Annotated in this window: 18 protein-coding genes and 1 pseudogene; 11 read left to right on the forward strand and 8 right to left on the reverse strand. The window is 34.1% G+C overall.

Annotation, left to right across the window (positions count from 1 at the left end):
- The first annotated feature begins 64 nt into the window (after nt 1–64).
- The 4 genes and pseudogenes from gldB to FBR08_RS07620 all read left to right on the forward strand — a co-directional run bounded on the left by gldB (nt 65) and on the right by FBR08_RS07620 (nt 2,448).
- Entirely contained in the window at nt 65–1,045 is a 981-nt protein-coding gene (gldB, locus tag FBR08_RS07600; RefSeq protein ID WP_158962179.1) for a gliding motility lipoprotein GldB, read from the forward strand.
- On the forward strand, nt 1,045–1,383 hold the full coding sequence (gene gldC / locus FBR08_RS07605) for a gliding motility protein GldC (RefSeq protein WP_158962180.1): 339 nt from the start codon (nt 1,045–1,047) through the stop codon (nt 1,381–1,383). Before gldB ends, gldC begins: the two co-directional genes overlap by 1 nt.
- Before the next feature lie 281 nt (nt 1,384–1,664).
- Nucleotides 1,665–1,802 (forward strand): annotated as a pseudogene (locus FBR08_RS16885) (Arm DNA-binding domain-containing protein); the annotation flags it as partial.
- Between the two features lie 268 nt (nt 1,803–2,070).
- Nucleotides 2,071–2,448, forward strand: a complete 378-nt coding sequence (locus tag FBR08_RS07620; protein WP_233266284.1) for a hypothetical protein — start codon at nt 2,071–2,073, stop codon at nt 2,446–2,448.
- A gap of 20 nt (nt 2,449–2,468) precedes the next feature.
- On the opposite strand, the gene FBR08_RS07625 is transcribed toward FBR08_RS07620, so the two are convergent.
- Both FBR08_RS07625 and FBR08_RS07630 read right to left on the reverse strand, forming a co-directional pair.
- The gene (locus FBR08_RS07625; protein ID WP_158962181.1) at nt 2,469–3,101 is read right to left on the reverse strand and encodes a response regulator; all 633 of its coding nucleotides are present in this window, start codon (nt 3,099–3,101) and stop codon (nt 2,469–2,471) included.
- A complete protein-coding gene (locus FBR08_RS07630; RefSeq protein ID WP_158962182.1) occupies nt 3,094–4,983 on the reverse strand; it encodes a tetratricopeptide repeat-containing sensor histidine kinase in 1,890 nt (629 codons plus the stop codon). Before FBR08_RS07630 ends, FBR08_RS07625 begins: the two co-directional genes overlap by 8 nt.
- A 237-nt stretch (nt 4,984–5,220) precedes the next feature.
- Here FBR08_RS07630 and FBR08_RS07635 point away from each other — a divergent pair, with 237 nt between their 5' ends.
- The 5 genes from FBR08_RS07635 (at nt 5,221) to FBR08_RS07655 (ending at nt 8,852) form a co-directional block, all read left to right on the forward strand.
- Nucleotides 5,221–5,685 carry a hypothetical protein gene (locus FBR08_RS07635; protein WP_158962183.1) on the forward strand — a complete coding sequence of 155 codons (465 nt, stop codon included), beginning with the start codon at nt 5,221–5,223 and terminating at the stop codon, nt 5,683–5,685.
- Between the two features lie 61 nt (nt 5,686–5,746).
- Nucleotides 5,747–5,941, forward strand: coding sequence for a hypothetical protein (locus FBR08_RS07640; RefSeq protein WP_158962184.1), 195 nt, complete (start codon nt 5,747–5,749; stop codon nt 5,939–5,941).
- A gap of 67 nt (nt 5,942–6,008) precedes the next feature.
- Nucleotides 6,009–7,016, forward strand: coding sequence for an OmpA family protein (locus FBR08_RS07645; protein ID WP_158962185.1), 1,008 nt, complete (start codon nt 6,009–6,011; stop codon nt 7,014–7,016).
- Nucleotides 7,017–7,071: 55 nt separating this feature from the next.
- Entirely contained in the window at nt 7,072–8,010 is a 939-nt protein-coding gene (locus FBR08_RS07650; protein ID WP_158962186.1) for a hypothetical protein, read from the forward strand.
- Between the two features lie 353 nt (nt 8,011–8,363).
- The gene (locus FBR08_RS07655; protein ID WP_158962187.1) at nt 8,364–8,852 is read left to right on the forward strand and encodes a hypothetical protein; all 489 of its coding nucleotides are present in this window, start codon (nt 8,364–8,366) and stop codon (nt 8,850–8,852) included.
- Between the two features lie 109 nt (nt 8,853–8,961).
- Here the strand turns inward: FBR08_RS07655 and FBR08_RS07660 are convergent, their stop codons facing one another.
- The 6 genes from FBR08_RS07660 to FBR08_RS07685 form a co-directional block, all read right to left on the reverse strand.
- Nucleotides 8,962–9,945: a LuxE/PaaK family acyltransferase gene (locus tag FBR08_RS07660; protein ID WP_158962188.1), complete on the reverse strand. Its 984-nt coding sequence runs from the start codon at nt 9,943–9,945 to the stop codon at nt 8,962–8,964.
- An 84-nt stretch (nt 9,946–10,029) separates the two neighbouring features.
- The gene (locus FBR08_RS07665) at nt 10,030–10,389 is read right to left on the reverse strand and encodes a T9SS type A sorting domain-containing protein (protein ID WP_158962189.1); all 360 of its coding nucleotides are present in this window, start codon (nt 10,387–10,389) and stop codon (nt 10,030–10,032) included.
- Nucleotides 10,390–10,526: 137 nt separating this feature from the next.
- The gene (locus FBR08_RS07670) at nt 10,527–11,675 is read right to left on the reverse strand and encodes a hypothetical protein (protein WP_158962190.1); all 1,149 of its coding nucleotides are present in this window, start codon (nt 11,673–11,675) and stop codon (nt 10,527–10,529) included.
- Nucleotides 11,676–11,888: 213 nt separating this feature from the next.
- A complete protein-coding gene (locus FBR08_RS07675) occupies nt 11,889–12,791 on the reverse strand; it encodes an IS3 family transposase (RefSeq protein ID WP_199268665.1) in 903 nt (300 codons plus the stop codon).
- Nucleotides 12,734–13,132, reverse strand: coding sequence for a transposase (locus FBR08_RS07680; protein WP_158961336.1), 399 nt, complete (start codon nt 13,130–13,132; stop codon nt 12,734–12,736). Before FBR08_RS07680 ends, FBR08_RS07675 begins: the two co-directional genes overlap by 58 nt.
- A gap of 283 nt (nt 13,133–13,415) precedes the next feature.
- Nucleotides 13,416–16,163: a TonB-dependent receptor gene (locus tag FBR08_RS07685; RefSeq protein ID WP_158962191.1), complete on the reverse strand. Its 2,748-nt coding sequence runs from the start codon at nt 16,161–16,163 to the stop codon at nt 13,416–13,418.
- A 185-nt stretch (nt 16,164–16,348) separates the two neighbouring features.
- On the opposite strand from FBR08_RS07685, the gene FBR08_RS07690 reads away from it, so the two are divergent.
- Together FBR08_RS07690 and FBR08_RS07695 are read left to right on the forward strand one after the other, a co-directional pair.
- Nucleotides 16,349–17,038: a response regulator transcription factor gene (locus FBR08_RS07690; RefSeq protein ID WP_158962192.1), complete on the forward strand. Its 690-nt coding sequence runs from the start codon at nt 16,349–16,351 to the stop codon at nt 17,036–17,038.
- Between the two features lie 4 nt (nt 17,039–17,042).
- Nucleotides 17,043–18,110 (forward strand): sensor histidine kinase, encoded by a 1,068-nt coding sequence (locus tag FBR08_RS07695; protein WP_158962193.1) that lies wholly within the window; start codon nt 17,043–17,045, stop codon nt 18,108–18,110.
- Nucleotides 18,111–18,179: the final 69 nt, after the last annotated feature.

The raw sequence follows: 18,179 nt of genomic DNA on the forward strand, positions 1-18,179 counted from the left end.
TTGTGATTGATATGTAGTTCTTCTTTTTATATTTGTAGGTATCAGAAAATAATTCAAGAATACTATGTTCAAAATTAGTAAAATATCTTTACCCTTATTGGTGGTTTCTAGTTTTTTTGTTGGGAGTTGTGGCGATTCGAAAGCGAAAATAGACAAAGAAGTAGAGCAAGTTCCCATGGATGTTACGGTCTTGCGTTTTGACCAAGAATTTTACACAGGAAAAGACGGCGATTTTCAAGCGTTGAAAAAGAAATATCCGTATATGTTTCCTGCTGGTGTTTCCGATCAAGCATGGCTAGAGAAAAAACGGGATACTATTTTTAAAGAGCTTTATCAAGAAGTTACAGCACAATATCAAGATCTAAAGGCATTGCCGGCGGAGTTGAAAAGCTTGTTTCAGTATATTAAATTCTATTATCCTGAAGAGTCAGCTCAAAAGAAGGTTATTACCGTAATTTCAGAAGTGGATGTATCAGCAAAAGCTATTTATGCCGATACGTTAGCTTTAATTAGTTTAGACACGTATTTAGGTAAAGGGCATCACTTTTATAAAGGATTTCCCGCTTATACTTTAACGACTTTTGAATCTACTCAAATCTTGCCGGATATGGCAGAAAGTTTTGTCATTCAGAAGTTACCTAAAACGATGGATCGCACGTTTTTGGGCGTGATGATTCACCAAGGGAAGTTGATGTATGCCAAGGAGCTTTTGTTGCCTGGTGTACCCAAAGAATCGTTGATGACGTATACAAAAGAACAGTTAGATTGGTGTAAGGCGAATGAATCTCAGGTTTGGCGTTATTTTGTCGATAATCAATTATTCTTTGATACGGATGGCAAGCTCGTTACTCGATTTATTGAACCAGCGCCATTTAGCAAATTCTATTTAGATATTGATAACGAATCTCCTGGACGTGTTGGGGTTTGGATTGGTTGGCAAATTGTCCGTTCATTTATGGAAAATAATAATGTAACTTTGCAGGAACTTTTTGCAATGCCTGCAAAAGATATTTTTGAAAAATCAAAGTATAAACCGAAGAAGTAATGAGTAAAAATCACGTTTCTGATATCAATATTAGAGTAGAATTAGATGAGAATCGCGTTCCAGAAAAATTGACTTGGACCGCTAAAGATGGTGGAGTAGATAGAGCAAAATCAAAAGCGATGTTATTATCGATATGGGATGATAAAGTTCAAGAAACCTTGCGTATTGACTTATGGACCAAAGATATGCCTGTGGATGAGATGAAAAAATTCTTTCACCAAACCTTAGTTGCAATGGCAGATACATATGAGCGCGCAACGGAAGATGAGAAAATGGCAGCAACAATGCGCGACTTTTGCGAGTATTTTGCTGAGAAAACCGATTTAATCGAAAAGTAATAGAAGAGGGCGATTTTAAAATAATTTTTTAGTAAAAATACATCAAAGATTACCAACAGATAAAACGATTGTAAATATAGACTTTACAATCGTTTTTTGATTTTTAGGTAATGTGATAAAAGCAGAAAAAAGCAACGATTGGCAAAAGTAAGGTTACTAAAACGTTACTTTCAAACATTAGGAAAAATAGTTTTAAAATGCTGTATTTAAGCTTTCTGTATAGTTTTTCATATTGTTCTGTAGCTCACATAGGTTTAATTTTAGCATTAAGAATTGTGAGTATGGAAACTACAAAAAAATCAACATTTAAGGTATTGTTCTACCTTAAAAAGAACACCCCGAAGAAAAACGGAAAAGTTACGGTTATGTGCAGGATTACCGTAAACGGCAAACAGTCTGCATTCAGTGCCAAGCTTGACACACAAAGATTTACACAAAAATCCTCAACGAGAAAGGTGGTAAGGATATGCAAAAAGTAGCGCATAAATTTAAGGGTATGAAGCAATCTTTTTCAGCAAACTTGTAACACACAATTCCTTAGAACATCGCAGTCTACGGCTTAAAGCTGTGGACTGTTTCTTTAATTAGTCGATACGGTTATAGTTTCGCACAATCAGCTAACGCTGATAGTTGTCTTCCAATACCCTCACAATATCGCTTTCACGGAAAAGGATTTTCCGTTCGAGCTTGATAAAAGGTATCAATACGGTTGTCCGCAAGAACGAAAGCGGATGCATTTATGATATGACTTTCATTGACCAGGAAAGGCGAAGTGTTTGGGACGGTTCATTTTTAGACAGAAACCTGTCTGCAAACCTGTTTAATGATTGGTGGGACAATGGAAATAAACCCGAACTAAAAATACAAGATAGCCCTGTTTCCAAAAATAATACAATGGATGATTTGCCAACGAAAGACCTTTTTGAATTTCGCTCACAGGAAAACTCCCCTAATTCCGATTTGGGGTTATTTAGCGGGTTAGCAGATGTACGAGGCGAGGACTATGAAGAGGAACAGTTCGCTAACCGCATGAAGATGAAAAAGAAGAAAGGCAGGAGATTGTAATTTTGTCTGATCTGAATTGGTTAAATCAACTGATTTTCGGTGGCTACTTTAACTAATTCCATCATATTTTTGGCTTTGAATTTTTGCAATAAATTTCTGCGATGTGTTTCTACAGTGATTATTGAAATAAATAAATTATCTGCAATTTCAGCTGAAGTTTTTCCTTCGGAAATTAATTTAAGAATTTGTTGTTCTCGCTTTGTTAATCGCGGAAGTTCAAAATTATTTGCCGACGGACGCAACATAATTTTCTGTACTTCTTTGCTTAATGCCAAATCTCCTTTTATTGCATTATCGATACAATGAATGATTTCATTTGCATCTGCATTTTTTAAGATGTAGCCGTTTCCGCCGTTTTCCAAAAAACGAAATATAATGCTTCGTTCAGCTTGATTGCTAATTCCGATGACAATGGTTTTAGGCGATTTTTGTTTAATTAACTGACAAAAATTTAAACCGCTTCCGTCGCTCAAAACAATATCTAGTAAAACAATATCGGTTTTATTTTCCTGAATAAAATCTAATGCAGATGTTCCTTTTGTAAAAGCTAATATTTTAAATTTTTTTACCTGATCCAATAATGATTTTAAACCTTCTAAAACCATTGGATGATCATCAACGATTACTAAATTGAAATTTTCATCTTTATACATAACATTCTACATTTATAGTGGTTCCTTTTCCTTTTTCCGACAAAATCTCTACCGTTCCATTAATTAGCGCAGTACGGTTTTTAATGTTTTTTATTCCTAAACCATAATCAACTTTAGCTGTATCAAAACCAATTCCGTCATCTTCGATCGTTAAATTTATTGTATTTTGAGACTGACTAATTTGAACAATAACATTCCCTGCTTGAGCATATTTGATTACGTTACTGATACTTTCTTGAACTATGCGATATAGTGATAATTGTATTTTAAAAGGAATGTTTTCTGATAAATCGAAAGCTTCAAACTGAATGTGAAATTGTTTCTGCGACATGGATTCGCAAAGTTCATTTAGTGCGATTTCCAGTCCGAGATTTTTTAGTGTTTCGGGCATTAAATTTCTGGAAATACGACGCATTTCTACAATTGATTTATCTATTTTTTGTAACAATTCGCTCGAGTTTTGAGTGTTTTCTTGAGAAATCGACATTCGGATATTAGCAAGCATTCCGCCCATACTATCATGTAAATCCTGAGCAATACGCTGACGTTCTTGTTCTTCACTTTCTAATACTGCATTTTTTACTGCCAATTTTGCTTCGGTGCTTTTTTCTTTAATTTTCTGTTGATGAATAATTTCATTTTGAAGTAATCGACGTTTGTTATTTCGGTAATAATTAAGAGTAATGAGTGTAGTTAGCAATAGAATAACAACTCCGGCAAGTGCTAAAGCCGTAATTAATTTACTGTTTTTTAAGTTGAACTGCGCTTTTTCTTCGCTACTTTTAGCAAGCAGTAATGCTTTTTCTTTACGTGCTACATCGTATTTTAGTTCTAAATCATTAATTTGTTCCTTAAAATCCTGATCATGTATTTCTATATTAAGATCGCTGTACTTTTTTAAATAGTCATAAGCATTTTCTGTTTTTCCTAAACCTATGTAAGCATCTGAAATATGTTTGTAAACTGACGCTTTGTTTGTATCAACTTCATCCGTAAATGGATCTTTTTCTAAGAATAAACCCAATTGTAAAGCTTCGTTAAAACGCTTCAGATCTAATAATAAGGCAACCTTATTTATATTTATTTCATAAATATGATAGGTTTTATTTGGACCAGTTGCAAACGTTAATGCTTTGTTGTAGGAATTTAATGCGGAGTTAAATTGATTGTTTTTTTGGAAGTATAAACCTTCTATTAAATAAAAAATACTTTTTTGATCAGAATCAGGATTGTTTTTGAGAATTTCTCTTGCTTTATCAATATAATTTTTTGCCTTATCTGTTTGGTTCATTATAACATAAGATTCAGCTATGCGATTGTACATGCTTATTAACCTGTGATTTTGATTTTCTTGAGATAGAAGAAGTTTTTCAGCATTTAAAAGGTAAACAATTGCTTTTTCGTATTGTTCTAAATTCATAAAACCTATTCCCAGACTAATGTTAAGCGTAGCAAGTCTGCTGTTATCTTTAGCTTTTTCGGCAAACGGAATCGCTTTATTCAGCGTTATATCTACAAATTTCTCATCTTCATCTTCAATTTGATGAATAACCGCAATATTGTTCCAAATATCAGATTGTATTTTATAACTATCTACGTTTCCCGAAATTTTATTCAAGAAAGAATCTGCTGTTAAATAGTGTTTTTTACTTTCTTCCAGATTTCCTTTTGAGTAATAGTAATATCCTTTTTTCGCATGATACAAACCTTTTAAATACAGGCTATTATGAGCCATTCCGTGCCCTTTTTCTAAATATTCAAAAGTTTTTAACGAGTCTTTAGGTGTCCAATACGTAACCAAATTAAAGTAAATCGTTGCGCGCAAACTATCGTTAGAAGCGATCTCTAACGATTTATATAAATCCTTAGCATATTGTTCCATGTTTAAAGGAAGCTGTGCTTGATTTTTTTGGGAAATTAATCCGAATAAAATTAGAAAAAGCAAGGAGAATCTGTACATCTTGATTGAAAGTTTAATGCAAATATCTTTATAAAAAATCATAAAATATTATTGGAATAAAAAATCATGGTAAACCATTAGAAACAAAATCATGGTTTTCAATGATTGTCTTGATTTTAAAATCTATAGAAATTTGTAATTCAAAATTAAAGATATAATATGAAAAAAGTAAACACAAAAATTGCGTTTTTAGGCATATTAGCCACATTGACATTTGGAACAGTCGCTACAAGTTGTAGTAAAAATGATGATAATGACGGATACGAACAACCAACACAAGGCTCTATTGACGCTGCTGTGGGAACGTATAAAGGAAAGTTAAGCACATTTGACACAAATGGAGTATATGAATGGTATGATGCAATTGTTATCGTTACAAAAGAAGGAAGTAATAAATTAAAAATTACCGCAAAATCAGGTGAAGAATATTCGCATGTAACTCCTAAAACCTTTGCCGTAGAAACTTGTGCTTGTTTTGGCGAAAATACACAGGATGTTGTTTCCTTAACAGGTAGTTTAGAAGGCATTTTTCATTTTTATGGCTCTAATAAAAACATTAGTGTTTCTACAGATGCGCAGTCCGAAACAGATGTTCACTTTCGTTTTGAAGGTGTAAAACAATAGATTAAATGCTTTTTGAGCAAGTAAGACGTTTATCTTTAGACTACCAAAAAATTATAAAAACATGAAAAAATTTCATCCCTTTTTTACCATTGGAACAGTAGGAATAATTGTAACCGCTTGCCTACATATGTTTTTAGCATTAAGTCTAGCGCTGATCTCCATTCATTCTGTTTTTTTTACTCTTTATCCTGTATTCTTGACTTTTTTGATAGTAGGAGTTACTCTAACAGTTAAAAAACAAAAGACTTTTGGGTAAAGAAAAAAGAAATGAGTATAGAAAGATGACAATTTTAATTACGATAGCCCGTAAAAAATAGATAAAAATGAAAAAAACAGTCCTTATTTTTGGATTATCAGCTTTGATTGTATCTTGTAATCAATCTGTAAAACAGCAGGAAGGCACAGAAGATTCCACAGAAGTTACCGTTGAAGCAAACGAAGTTAAAACAGCAGAAGCAAATACCGCTGCTGATTTCAATATAGAAGACATTGCGTTTTCTACTGCCGATATTGGCGATTTTCCCTTTATCAATCTTCCGGAAGGATTAGAAGCCGATAAAGGTGCTATACAAAAAAAATTCGATGTTTGTTTCTTCCCCATCAATGGAACAATGACCCCTTTCGAAGGTAAACTGTATAAGGCAAATGTTTCTGCGGTTCGTGGCGAAGAATATTCACAACGTTATTTTGAAAAAAGTATGGAAGATTATTTGCTTTCTGTTGGAGCGGTTACCATGTTTGATGGCGAAATCACCAAAGAAGAATACGAGCGTTATCACAAACAAGACCCTAATAAAGGTGATTCTGGAGATATAGGATATTGGAATCAACGCATACAAGTTTTTACAATTCGCACAAAAGACAAAGGGAATATTTATGTCCAATTTACTTCTAATAATGCAGGAGGAAAACTAAATATTTTGCAGGAAGAAGCTTTTCAACAAACCATTACTAAGGTAACCGCTGATGATATTGTAAAAGACTTGAACGAAAAAGGAAAATCGATTTTGTACATCAATTTCGATGTGGACAAATCGAATATTACGACCGACGGAAAAGAAGTGGTTACTCAAATTGCAGAAGCATTGCAAAACGATAAAAGGTTAAAAATTGCTATTGAAGGGCATACCGACAATACAGGCGATGCGTCACACAATAAAACGCTATCTGAGGCTCGGGCAAATTCGGTGCTGAACGCTCTCGTTATAGACAGAATTGATAAAGCTCGATTAACAGCAAAAGGGTTCGGTGCTGAAAAACCTTTAGTAACAAACGATTCCGAAGAAAATAAAGCTAAAAACCGCAGGGTAGAATTAGTGAAAGTTAATTAACATCAAAAAGCTGCTTCTTCAAACCAAGAAACAGCTTTTTTTTTAAAGTATAGTAATGAAAAAAGTAATTATAAGTAGTTTAGTATCCGTATTTTTTCTGTTTAGTTGTGGCTCGTCAGACGAAACCAAACCAACAGAGGACAACCATACAGTTATCAATAAACCTTTTGCCGAAGGTATTGTTGAAATGGGAATTTTTAGTAATGATGTAGATTTAGGAAAAATTATAGGTAAAATAGATTTCTCCAGAGAAGATGTTACACAGCAATATCAAGATTTGCTAACAAATGATGCTGAAGCCAAAGCCATTTTTGAGGTGATTAAAAACACAAGCAATCAAAATCCATTAGTTGCCTTGGCTATGTCAATGAATATTTCCGAATGCACCTATTTCATTAAAAACAAAGAAGTCTTAGGAAAAGCTCGTGGTTTTGGTTGGGATATGTACAATTACCACAATACAACCGAAGACAAAGGTAGCGTGTATTTAGAAACACTTACCAAAAGTGATGAAATTGCAGCCGAAGACCGAAAAATATATTCCGAGTTCAAACCCTCACAGAATACAGGTGTAAATGCCACAAATACTGTTGATTTTAGTAAGTTTAATCGTCAGGTTCAACCTAAAAAAGAAAATGTTTTAGGTTATGAATGTGATGTAGTTGTTTATACAGCAAAGATAGTAGATGAAAATATGCCCATACAGTTGCAAAAAATCACTGTATACACTTCGTCGTTATTTAGTAATACCATCAATTTTACTCATCCATTCTATTTAGATGAAAATGCGGGAATTTTGCGTTTGGATATTTATTACCTAAATAATGAAGAACCGACATTGGTAATGAAGCCAAAAACAATCAAAGAACAAGTCATAAATCAGCAAGACCTAACAAGTAAAACAGCTACGCCCATCTATTCTGCCGATGATATGAATTGGGGTTTTAAAGCCTTAGCTATTATGATGAGTGGTTGGGGAGCTGTTGAAAACTAAAATTGATATGAGCCTACAACTAGTATTATTCCTCATGTTGATAGTTTAGAGTCATGCAAATGTTCAGGAAATTCCTTATAAATTCTCAAAAGACATCAATACTCAAATAGAAAAAAATGCTGTGTCGTATTTGTTAAATTTTGTATGTTTGGTTTGAGCTAACGGAAACACATTGAAAAGCAAAGCAATAAGCACCGTTACCTAACTTTTTCGATAATCTTTATAAAAGCTTAGTATTCAGCCGATACAGCTTTTTTTTGAAAATTTTAAAATAAAATTGCCTTTTTTTTAGCATCTGTTTTTATAATTTTTTAGTTTATGTTTGATAGAGACGATGTTATCATTGGATTCATATGATGAGATATTTATTTTTAATCCTTTTTCTGTCTTTTACTGTGTTTATACAAGCGCAACATAAACCACAAGGGGTATTGGCCAATGAATTATACGATAAAATAGAGCAAAGGGATAGGTCTTCCTTTGTCGTGTATTGGAATCCCAACTGTGAAACGGGAGAAGAGAGTTTATTAGAATATCAAGAGGTAATTAACACCTATGGCTCTAAAATTGATATTTATGTGATTGGTCTTACTAATATGTCCGATCTAATCACTGATATGTCGAAAAAAATTGGACTCGATTATCCTTTGTATTATTTAGGAGGAGATAAATCCAAAAGTTTAAAGCTCCGAAAAGGGGAGTTTTCAATTGAATTGCTGCGATTAATGAAGCAAGAGGGAGAGGATTTTGATACTATCTACATGAAAGATTTAGATCATGTAGAACAGGTGAATGATATTTTCGAAGTTGATTATACGCGGTTAAATGCTCTGTTTAAATAGAATGTATAACGAGTAGGATTAAAATACAACGTGCAAGTTTCTATAGCACACTGTCATTTTAAGCAATTGTATACATTGATCGGTTTGAAAGCTATGTTTTTATGCTTGACTATAGTACCATGAGGTTACAACCTCGAATATCCGAATGGTCAAATCGACCTAATATTTCAAAACTGCCATCTTCGTATTTCTTACCTAAATCTTGGGTTGCGATAAAAGAGCATGAATTGATGTTGGCTAAATCAATGACATTTACACCTCCTGTTTTTCCATGTACATCCAATAGGGTAAAAGGATCTTCTGGATCTCGAATAACAATATCCATCCAAGGGGGGCATTGAAATACTCCATCGCCTAAAGAATAGCCTTGTGAAAGGAGTTCAGTCATGCCGTATTCAGAGTGAATTTTATTCACGCCAAAGCCTTTACAAAGAATTGCATGTAGTTCTTCTCGAATCATTTCTTTTCGCTTGCCTTTCATCCCTCCTGTTTCCATGATGATGGTGTTGTTTAGCTCAAATGGATGTTGCTCAATAATGTCTAATAAAGCATAGGTAACACCCAATAAAAGTACATTTTTTCCTTCGCGATCCAAGGTTTCTAGATTTGCAATGAGCTCTTGGTAATTATGTAGATAAAAACCGCTCTCTGGATGGCTAGACTGTTTGATAAAATCGTCCGCCATATAAATCAACGAGGAGCCTTCTCTTTCTAAATAAGACGGTAATAAGGCTAAAACGACATAATCTTCAATCGGGCCATAAAAGTAGGAGAATCCTTTTCTAAAGCTTTCTTCATAGTAGTTCAAGTCTGTCACGTGATGCTTACTCGTGATGCTCCCTGTTGTTCCACTACTGGTGAAGGTGGTTTGAATAGAATCCGTGCTGCTCAATACATCTTTACTTTTGAAAAATTCAATAGGAAGATAGGGCACTTGATCTAAGCTTCTAACTGTTGTAGGTGTTTTTCGAACGTGATCACAAAATGTGCGATACACCGGATTGTGCTCATATTGATAGCGATATACTTTCATCGCGGTTTTATGAAACTCTTTTCGGGTCTGTATACTGATGATATCTTCTGGTGTAAGCACAATTCAATTATTTGGTACAAAAATACAATAAAAAAAGCATCATAGTTGAAATGATGCTTTAGATTTATAGGGTGTCCTAGATTGCTATTTTACAATTAATTTTCTGGTTGCAGAGGCATTATTTTCTTTGATTTTGATAATGTAAATCCCTGCAGTTACGGTACTAGGTAGTACGAATTCTTTGGTAGTCAGTTGAGTAGAGAGGATTTTTTTACCCATCACGTTGTATAGCTCAACTTCTTTGGATTCATTTGTTTTCGTTTCTATTGTAATTTTTCCGTTTGCTTGAACGGGATTGGGGTAAATAGAAAGACCTTCAATTGCTTTGACAACTGTTGCTTTATTTGAAGGCACGGTGCTAGAGCTGACTTGAGCAACACTCAAGCTAGTCATAAGAGCAAAGACTCCAATAAAGAGATAGTTATAAAAGTATTTTTTTGTCATTCAAATGAAATTAATACTATAAAAGTAATGATTATTTCTTATATGATAAAAAAAATATTTGCTTTTTTAGGGCAAATATTTTTTGTTAACATAAATTAATGACTTATTGTAAATTATAAGTATAAAAAGTTAGATTCCTATAATCCTAGTGTCCAACCTTTTGTCCATTCAGGAGCATTTGCGCTATTTCCAGCACCTTGGTTGTTTCCTTCTACAAATACACCGTTTACATCTACAGATGCACCTGCAGTATTTTTACCTTTTGCTTTTTCAGTAACATCGATTAGTTTTACATTGCTTACTAATAATGACCCGTTCGCTACGTTGGCAATTGTTTCATCATGCTCTACGTCGAAAGCTGTTTTCCATCCGCTTAATACTACGTTTTTCATTTTTCCTTTTGTTCCCTCACGTAGTTTCATTGCTGTTCCTTCTCCTTTTACGGCTGCGATTAGCGTAATACCGTCAATGGTTGGGTTAGAGTATGGTTCTGCTGTTCTTGTTTTTGAGTTATTATCTGCTTCAAATCCTTTATCAGCAGTTCCACTTTGTTTAGCATACCAGAATTTGTTTTCTTGACCATTCCATCCTTCAGTCCAGTCAAACTGATCGTCATCATTGTGAGTCGATACTAAGTATTGTGCACTTACTGTTCCACCAAACCACTCGAATCCGTCATCAGAACCTTCGTGTGCTTGTACATATTCGATTTTTGTTCCACTTCCAACACCAAATAAAGATAATCCGTTGAACTCTTTTTCACTGTTAAAGTTGGCTCCAGCGTACTCAATTCTCAAGTAACGGATAGATCCTGAGTTGTCATTGCTAATATCTCCACCGTAGGTTAAGTCAGAAACTTCTGCTGTAGCTGTTTTTGCCTTGTTGATTGGCGCTTTACCACATACTACCAAACCTCCCCAGCTTCCTCTCTTTTTCTCAAGTGCTGTCATTACTACTGGGTTTGTGTTGGTTCCTTTTACAAAAATCTGTCCTCCTTGTGCTACTGCAATATAAGAGGATGTTCCTCCTGTACCGATGATCTCAACACCTTCTTCAATGTTTAAGATAGCACCTTCTTCTACTACCAATTTAGATGATAGGTTGTATTTTTTATTTTTCTCTAAAGTAAGTGTCTGTCCTTTTTTTAGTGTTTGTCCAATGTTTTCAGTTGGATTAGGATTCGGATTTCCTCCTCCGTTGTCGTTTGAATTGTCGTCTGATCCACAACTAACGAATAATGCAGATACTAATGCGATTGATAATGCTGATTTGAATAATCTTTTCATAAAGTAATTGTGTTATTTTATTTTAACTGATACAAAGATTGTCTACTTAGATGAATTGATAGTTAGCTATTTATCATTGAATTGTTATGATATTAAAGCGGAATATTAATGAATTGTTATGTAGGGAAAGAAGAAAGAAGAAAGGGAGGAAGAAGAAAGGGAGGAAGAAGAGATACATTGCATATGAACGTCCCTAAATATGGTTGACCGTTTTTAAACATTAACTTCATTATTAAATATAGTAATAAATGGTTTGGAAAAAGTACTTTTTCCAAACCATTTGTTTTCAAATTTAACTGGCGTCATTTTAGCTATTGAATTATGAGGTCTGGTATTATTATAGTGGTTGACTGCTTTTTTAATTAATCTTTTGAGTTCACAGAAGTTTTTAGGTTTCCAATATTCTAAATAATCATTTTTAATGGTTCTATTAATACGTTCAGCATAGGCATTATCTTGTGCAGAAAGAGCCATACTAATATTTATTCCTTTGTTTTTAAGCAACTGAACATATCCCTTATAAGTATATTGACTTCCTCTGTCCGAATGATGGATCAAAGGAGGAGTATTGTTTTTAAAAGCCATGTTTAAGGCTTTTATATTGGCTTGTGCTCTCATATTATCAGAGATGTGATAACCTACAATTTTCTTTGTATAAACATCTATAATAAAGACAGCATAATAAAAAGTTTCTCCTATTCTGATATAAGTTATATCTGATTGCCATATGGTTGAAGGAGCATTTACCTGCATGCCTTTAATTAAATTTGGATAGTGTATAGTAGAAGCTACTGTAGTTTTGATATAATTCTTGCGTTTGTGCAAACGATACCCTAAGCTCATAAAAATCTCTATAAACTTATCTCTACCTAAAAAACTGGGTTTTAAAGTATAGTACATCTTCTCAACCCCACAACCAGGATGTTCGCCTCGTAAATCATCCACCTCTAATACAAGTTTAGATACTTCTGTATCAAAAACAACTTGTTTCTTAGCATATTGATTTACGGCTTGTTTACTAATTCCAATAGTCCGATATAAACTATTTAAAGAATAGCTTATTTGTTCCTTTTCTTGGCGGAACCAGTTGATTGTGGGGTGTTTGAGTTTTTTAATATGTCATAATCTAACTCTTCACTAGCGATTTCTATAAGTTTAGAATAGAAATCTACCTGAATTTGTTTCTGACCAACCATGCGCTCTAGTTCTTTAACCTTAGCTTCTAGCTCTTTTACTTTGTTTGTGTTACTTGCTTTCATCTCTACAATTCTTTGTCCTGGTTCATTAAAGATAGAAAATTTATAAATCCATCGGTAAATTGCAGAGTTAGGAATTTTGTATAAACGACTTATTTGAAGGACACTATAGGTCCCTTTTTCAAATAAACTAACAATCTCGCGTTTGAATTCTTCAGAATAAACACGACTCTTTTGAATTTTTTTAACGTTTACTTTCATAGGAAAATTGACTTTTTTATGGTCAACCTATATCAGAGACGTACAATACCCAAACAAATCGTAACGAAGTGGAGATAGATCGAACTTCAAAATAAAATATAAACCAAGTGAGAGAATGAGGAAAAAAGGATGAATATTTTTAAATATGGAGAATTTATACAAAAAGACGAAGAAACAAAAAAGCGAAAAAGCAAACCTACCCTTATCTTCTTTCCTCTCTCTTCTCTCCATAAAAAAAGCCTGCGCTTTGCGCAGGCTTTTTTGTGAACAGGAATATTATTTTTTAGAATGTATATTTAAATCCTAAGCTGAAGTTTTGTCCAAGCTTATAAGATTGTACTAATACGTCTTGTGTTAAGTTTTCTTGTTTTCTTTCGATGGCAGGATCTAATAAGTTTCTTGCATTAAAACTCATGCCGAAGTTCTTCGTGAAATCGTATTTAAACGTAAAATCTAAAAATCCGAAAGCTTTGTCTACTAAGTTTCCACTTTGCTCAGTTCCCAATGAATACAGTTTATCAGAGAAGTGTGCGTATGAAAATGTAGCCATTAATTTTTGGTCATTTGCCCATTCTTTGATGTAGGAGATGTCGGCATTTAACAATAAATCAGAAGCTCCTGTAAAACTTGCATTATCATGCGTAAAGGAAGTGCTTAAATACTTGTTTTCTTTATTTACTTTTTCATTGTCTAACTTTTGGTAGGTCTTCATGAAAGAAGCATTTAATCCTCCGGTAATCTTATTCGTCAACGCATCGTCAAAGCTGAATAGATTTTTTCGAACTTCAATTTCCAATCCTACAGCATGACCATAATCTCCTGTGTTTGCGTAGGTAATATCATTGGATGAAGAAGCGGAAACGATTTCGTTGATTGGGTTTTTGATGTATTTTCCAAATACAGTAGCCGAAATAACTTCGTCTGTTTTGGGAAAGTACTCCCATTTTAAATCGGCATTGTAATCATCAGAAGCATATAAATCGGGGTTACCTACTTTAATTTCAGTTACATCCTCATAGATGAAACGCGCTCTTTCTTTGAACTGTGGTAAGGTATAGGTTTTAGATAAAGCAAAACGCAAGTTGTTGTTGTCATTTACTTCATACTTTAATGACAAGCTTGGCAAGAAAGCATTCTTTGTAAACTTATTACTTGTTTTATCTGCATCTAATTGCGTTTGCCAAGTAACATCTTGTGAGATTGTTTCAAAACGAGCACCTAATGATCCGGATAACTTATCAGTTAAGCGGTATTCTACGTTTGCGAAACCTGCGTGGATGAATAATTCTCCATCATAGGTTTGAGGTAATAAAGCATTGGGTGTTCCTGCTCCTCCTCTAAAGGTATAGATGTCAAAATATCCGTTAGCAAAGTTCGATTGATTGAAGAACTGATCTAAAGCGTTTGGATTGATGTTATTGTTGTTTTCTCTGTTGATTTGGAATACAAACTGAGTCGCTTTAAAATTTCGGTCTTTTTTTCTGAAGTTGTATCCCACGGTTAATTTACCGTCGTATAGATTCTCTTCATTTTTTCCAAATTTGTAGTCTGCCGCAAGGTTTGCAGCTAATTCATTTTCTTTTAAATCTTCGTAATAACGGTTGTTATCCGATCTAGAGTTAATAGAAAATTGGTAACTATCGCTGTTTTGTAGTTTGTTAAGGGTATATTGTTGTCTGTCTGGTGTTTGAGCAGAGATACTGTTAAATGCTGCTCCCCAGTTTAAGTCAATTTGATCGGTTAATTTGTGATTACCCAATAATTGGTTCACCATCAATTGATCTTGGCGATACGTTTGTCTATTGATGTAGGTATGATCTGAATTGTCTAAGGTGATATCTCTTACATATCCCGTGTAATCTTCGTTCTTCTCTTTGGAGTCATTTACAAATAAGAAGTTGTATTTGATTGAGTTAGCATCGTCAATGTCAAATTTGGCATTTAACATTCCCGTAGTGTTGGTGCTGTATTCGAAAGAATCTAGATTTAAGTCTTTCGTAAATGAGTTTTGTGCTTGTGCTGTACGCGTAACCCCTTCTTTTTGTTTGAAGTTGTTGCCAAAAGATGCTGTTGCGAATAAGTGTAAAGCAGATGCACCAAAGAAGAAGGATTTACCTGTATTGATGTTTAATCCTGCTCCCCAAGGACTGCGGGTATCTGATTGTGTGGAGTTTTTAAAGTTGTATCCTTTTAATGCATTACCCGGTATTTTTGTGTCAGAAAAGCCGAAGAAGCTACGATCAGATAGTGTTTTGAACGCGTCTTTTTTTACGGCATTGGTATTCATATTTGTACTTACACCAATTTCGACAAAGCCTTCTCCAGAGTGGTTTTTTGACGTAATATCGATATTCCCTCCGGCAAAGTCTCCATAGTTTCTCGCAAAATAAGTTTTGTCAATGGCAATGTATTCAACAATATCCGTAGAGAAAATATTTAAATCAATGTTTTTCTTTTCTGGATCGTTTGAAGCTAAAGGAAGTCCATTCAATGAAGTGCTGTTATAGCGGTCACCTAATCCACGTACGAAAATGGTTCCTGTTCCTTCTTGCTTTGCTACGCCTGTTGTTTTAGCTACTGCACTTGCCACATCACTTACTCCTTTTCTCGAAAGTTCTTGTGAACCAATATGCTGTTTCATTTCTACTGAACGCTGTTGCTCGATTAACAAAGTTGCCTCTCTCGATTTGGAGCGTGTTGCTTGTACAACAACACCTTCTAGTTGTACGCTTTCTGAAATAAGGTCAATGGTAATTTCAATTGTTTCGTTTGCTTTTACTTCAATTGCTTTGTTGGCTGAAGTATAACCTACATAATGGAAGGTTAAGGTTTGTTTTCCTTCTGGTACTTCCAGAGTAAAAAAACCATCTAAATCCGTGTTTACTCCTTGCGTTGTTCCTTTTATACTTACAGAAGCAAAGGCTAGTGGTTCTTTTGTTGCTGAATCTTGTAAAATTCCTTTAATCGTTCCATTAGATGCCCCAACTATTTGGCTAATAAATAATAGGGCGAATAATAACTTTGATTTCATATTTATTATTTTATTTAAGCTAGTGCAAAGAACAAGCGTAAATATGTCCTGTGTGTTATCGCTACTTTAACACATTTTACGATAAACGTTATTAAATCGTTACCACATTAAATAATTGTAAACTTTACTTCACATAATGTATTATCTTTATCTTTGAACTGATTTATAACACACACAGATAAAGAATGAAAAATTCAGACATTAAAGTCTTATTAGTTGATGATGAACAAGATATCATTGAAATCATCAGTTATAATTTAGAAAAAGAAGGCTATCAAGTTAGTACAGCAAGGAATGGGAAAGAGGCAATTGAAAAGGCAAAAAAGGAGCTTCCTCACCTTATTATCTTGGATGTAATGATGCCGGAGATGGATGGGATGGAAGCTTGTGAGAACATTCGAAGAATTGACAGTTTACAAAATGTTATCATTACATTCTTAACTGCTAGAGGAGAAGATTACTCTCAAGTGGCTGGATTTGATGCAGGAGCCGATGATTATATTACTAAACCTGTAAAACCTAAGGTTTTAATGAGTAAAGTTAAAGCGTTGTTGCGTCGATTAAAGAATGTTGAAGATACGGAAAGTGGCGATATTATTCAAATTGGCAATATTGAAATCAATCGAGATGAATATAAAATTTTAATTGATGGAGCAGAATTGTCTTTGCCTAGAAAAGAATTCGAATTGTTGTATTTATTGGCGTCAAAACCTGGAAAAGTATTTACAAGAGAAGAAATTTTAGATCGCGTTTGGGGGAATGAAGTTGTAGTTGGAGGTAGAACAATTGACGTACATATCCGCAAATTAAGAGAGAAAGTAGGAGATGATTGTTTTAAAACAATTAAAGGTGTTGGATATAAATTAGATATGTAGTTTAATGTCAATACGATTTAAAAGATCCTATAAATTTGCTGTTAAGTCAGCGCTTTTAATAACAATATGTTCACTTGTTATTACATTGCCATTTGTTTTTTTGGTAAAAGAAGGACCTTGGCAACTTTTGACCATTCATACCATTTTGGTCTATTTTGCTTCTTTTTTTGTGATTCAATATCGCGTAGAGCACTTTATTTACCGTCGTATAAAAAAGATTTACGACAAAGTTTCGCTCTTAGAGCACACCGACCTTCGTGCTAGTGCAGTAACGACGGATATGAAAACGCTAACAGAGGAAATTGAAAAATTTGCAACAAACAAGAAGATTGAAATTGAATCCCTACAAGTACGAGAAGAATATAGACGTGAATTTTTAGGTAATATATCCCATGAATTGAAAACGCCGTTATTCATGATTCAAAGTTATTTGGAGACCTTGAGCGATGGGGCTATTGATGATTTAGAGGTGCGCGATCGCTACTTAGAACGTGCAGAACAAGGGGTGGATCGCTTGATTTATATCGTAAAAGACTTGGATATGATAGCCAAGCTAGAGTCTGGTGATTTGCATTTGAATATCGTGGAGTTTGACTTGGTAGAGATGATCCAAAACGCGTTTGATTTCTTAGAGTATAAAGCAAAAAAGAAAAATATTTCTTTACTATTTGACCTGGGGTATAACAAGCCCATTTTCGTCAAAGGAGATAAAGAGCGCATTGGACAAGTAATTACAAATTTGATCGAGAATTCAATAAAATACGGCAAGGAAAAGGGAACAACGGAAGTGAGCATTGAGAACTTGGTCAAGAATAAATTAATTGTACGGGTTACGGATAATGGATTGGGGATTCGCAAAGAACATATTCCGCGTTTATTTGAGCGTTTTTACCGCATAGACAAGAGTGGAGCGCGAAGTGTAGGAGGATCTGGATTGGGTTTATCTATTGTTAAACACATTGTTGAAGCACATGATGAACACATCTATGTGGAAAGCAGTTATGGTTATGGATCAGAGTTTTCTTTTACCTTGGAGAAAGCTGCAAAACACAAAACGCAAAATGAAACTTAATTTGCGTTCCCTATAAAAAGGTTTTACTTTCGTTATATTTATTTAATTTTGCATCGAATTTAAACGAAT

This window comes from Myroides fluvii, from assembly GCF_009792295.1.
GTDB lineage: Bacteria > Bacteroidota > Bacteroidia > Flavobacteriales > Flavobacteriaceae > Flavobacterium > Flavobacterium fluvii_A.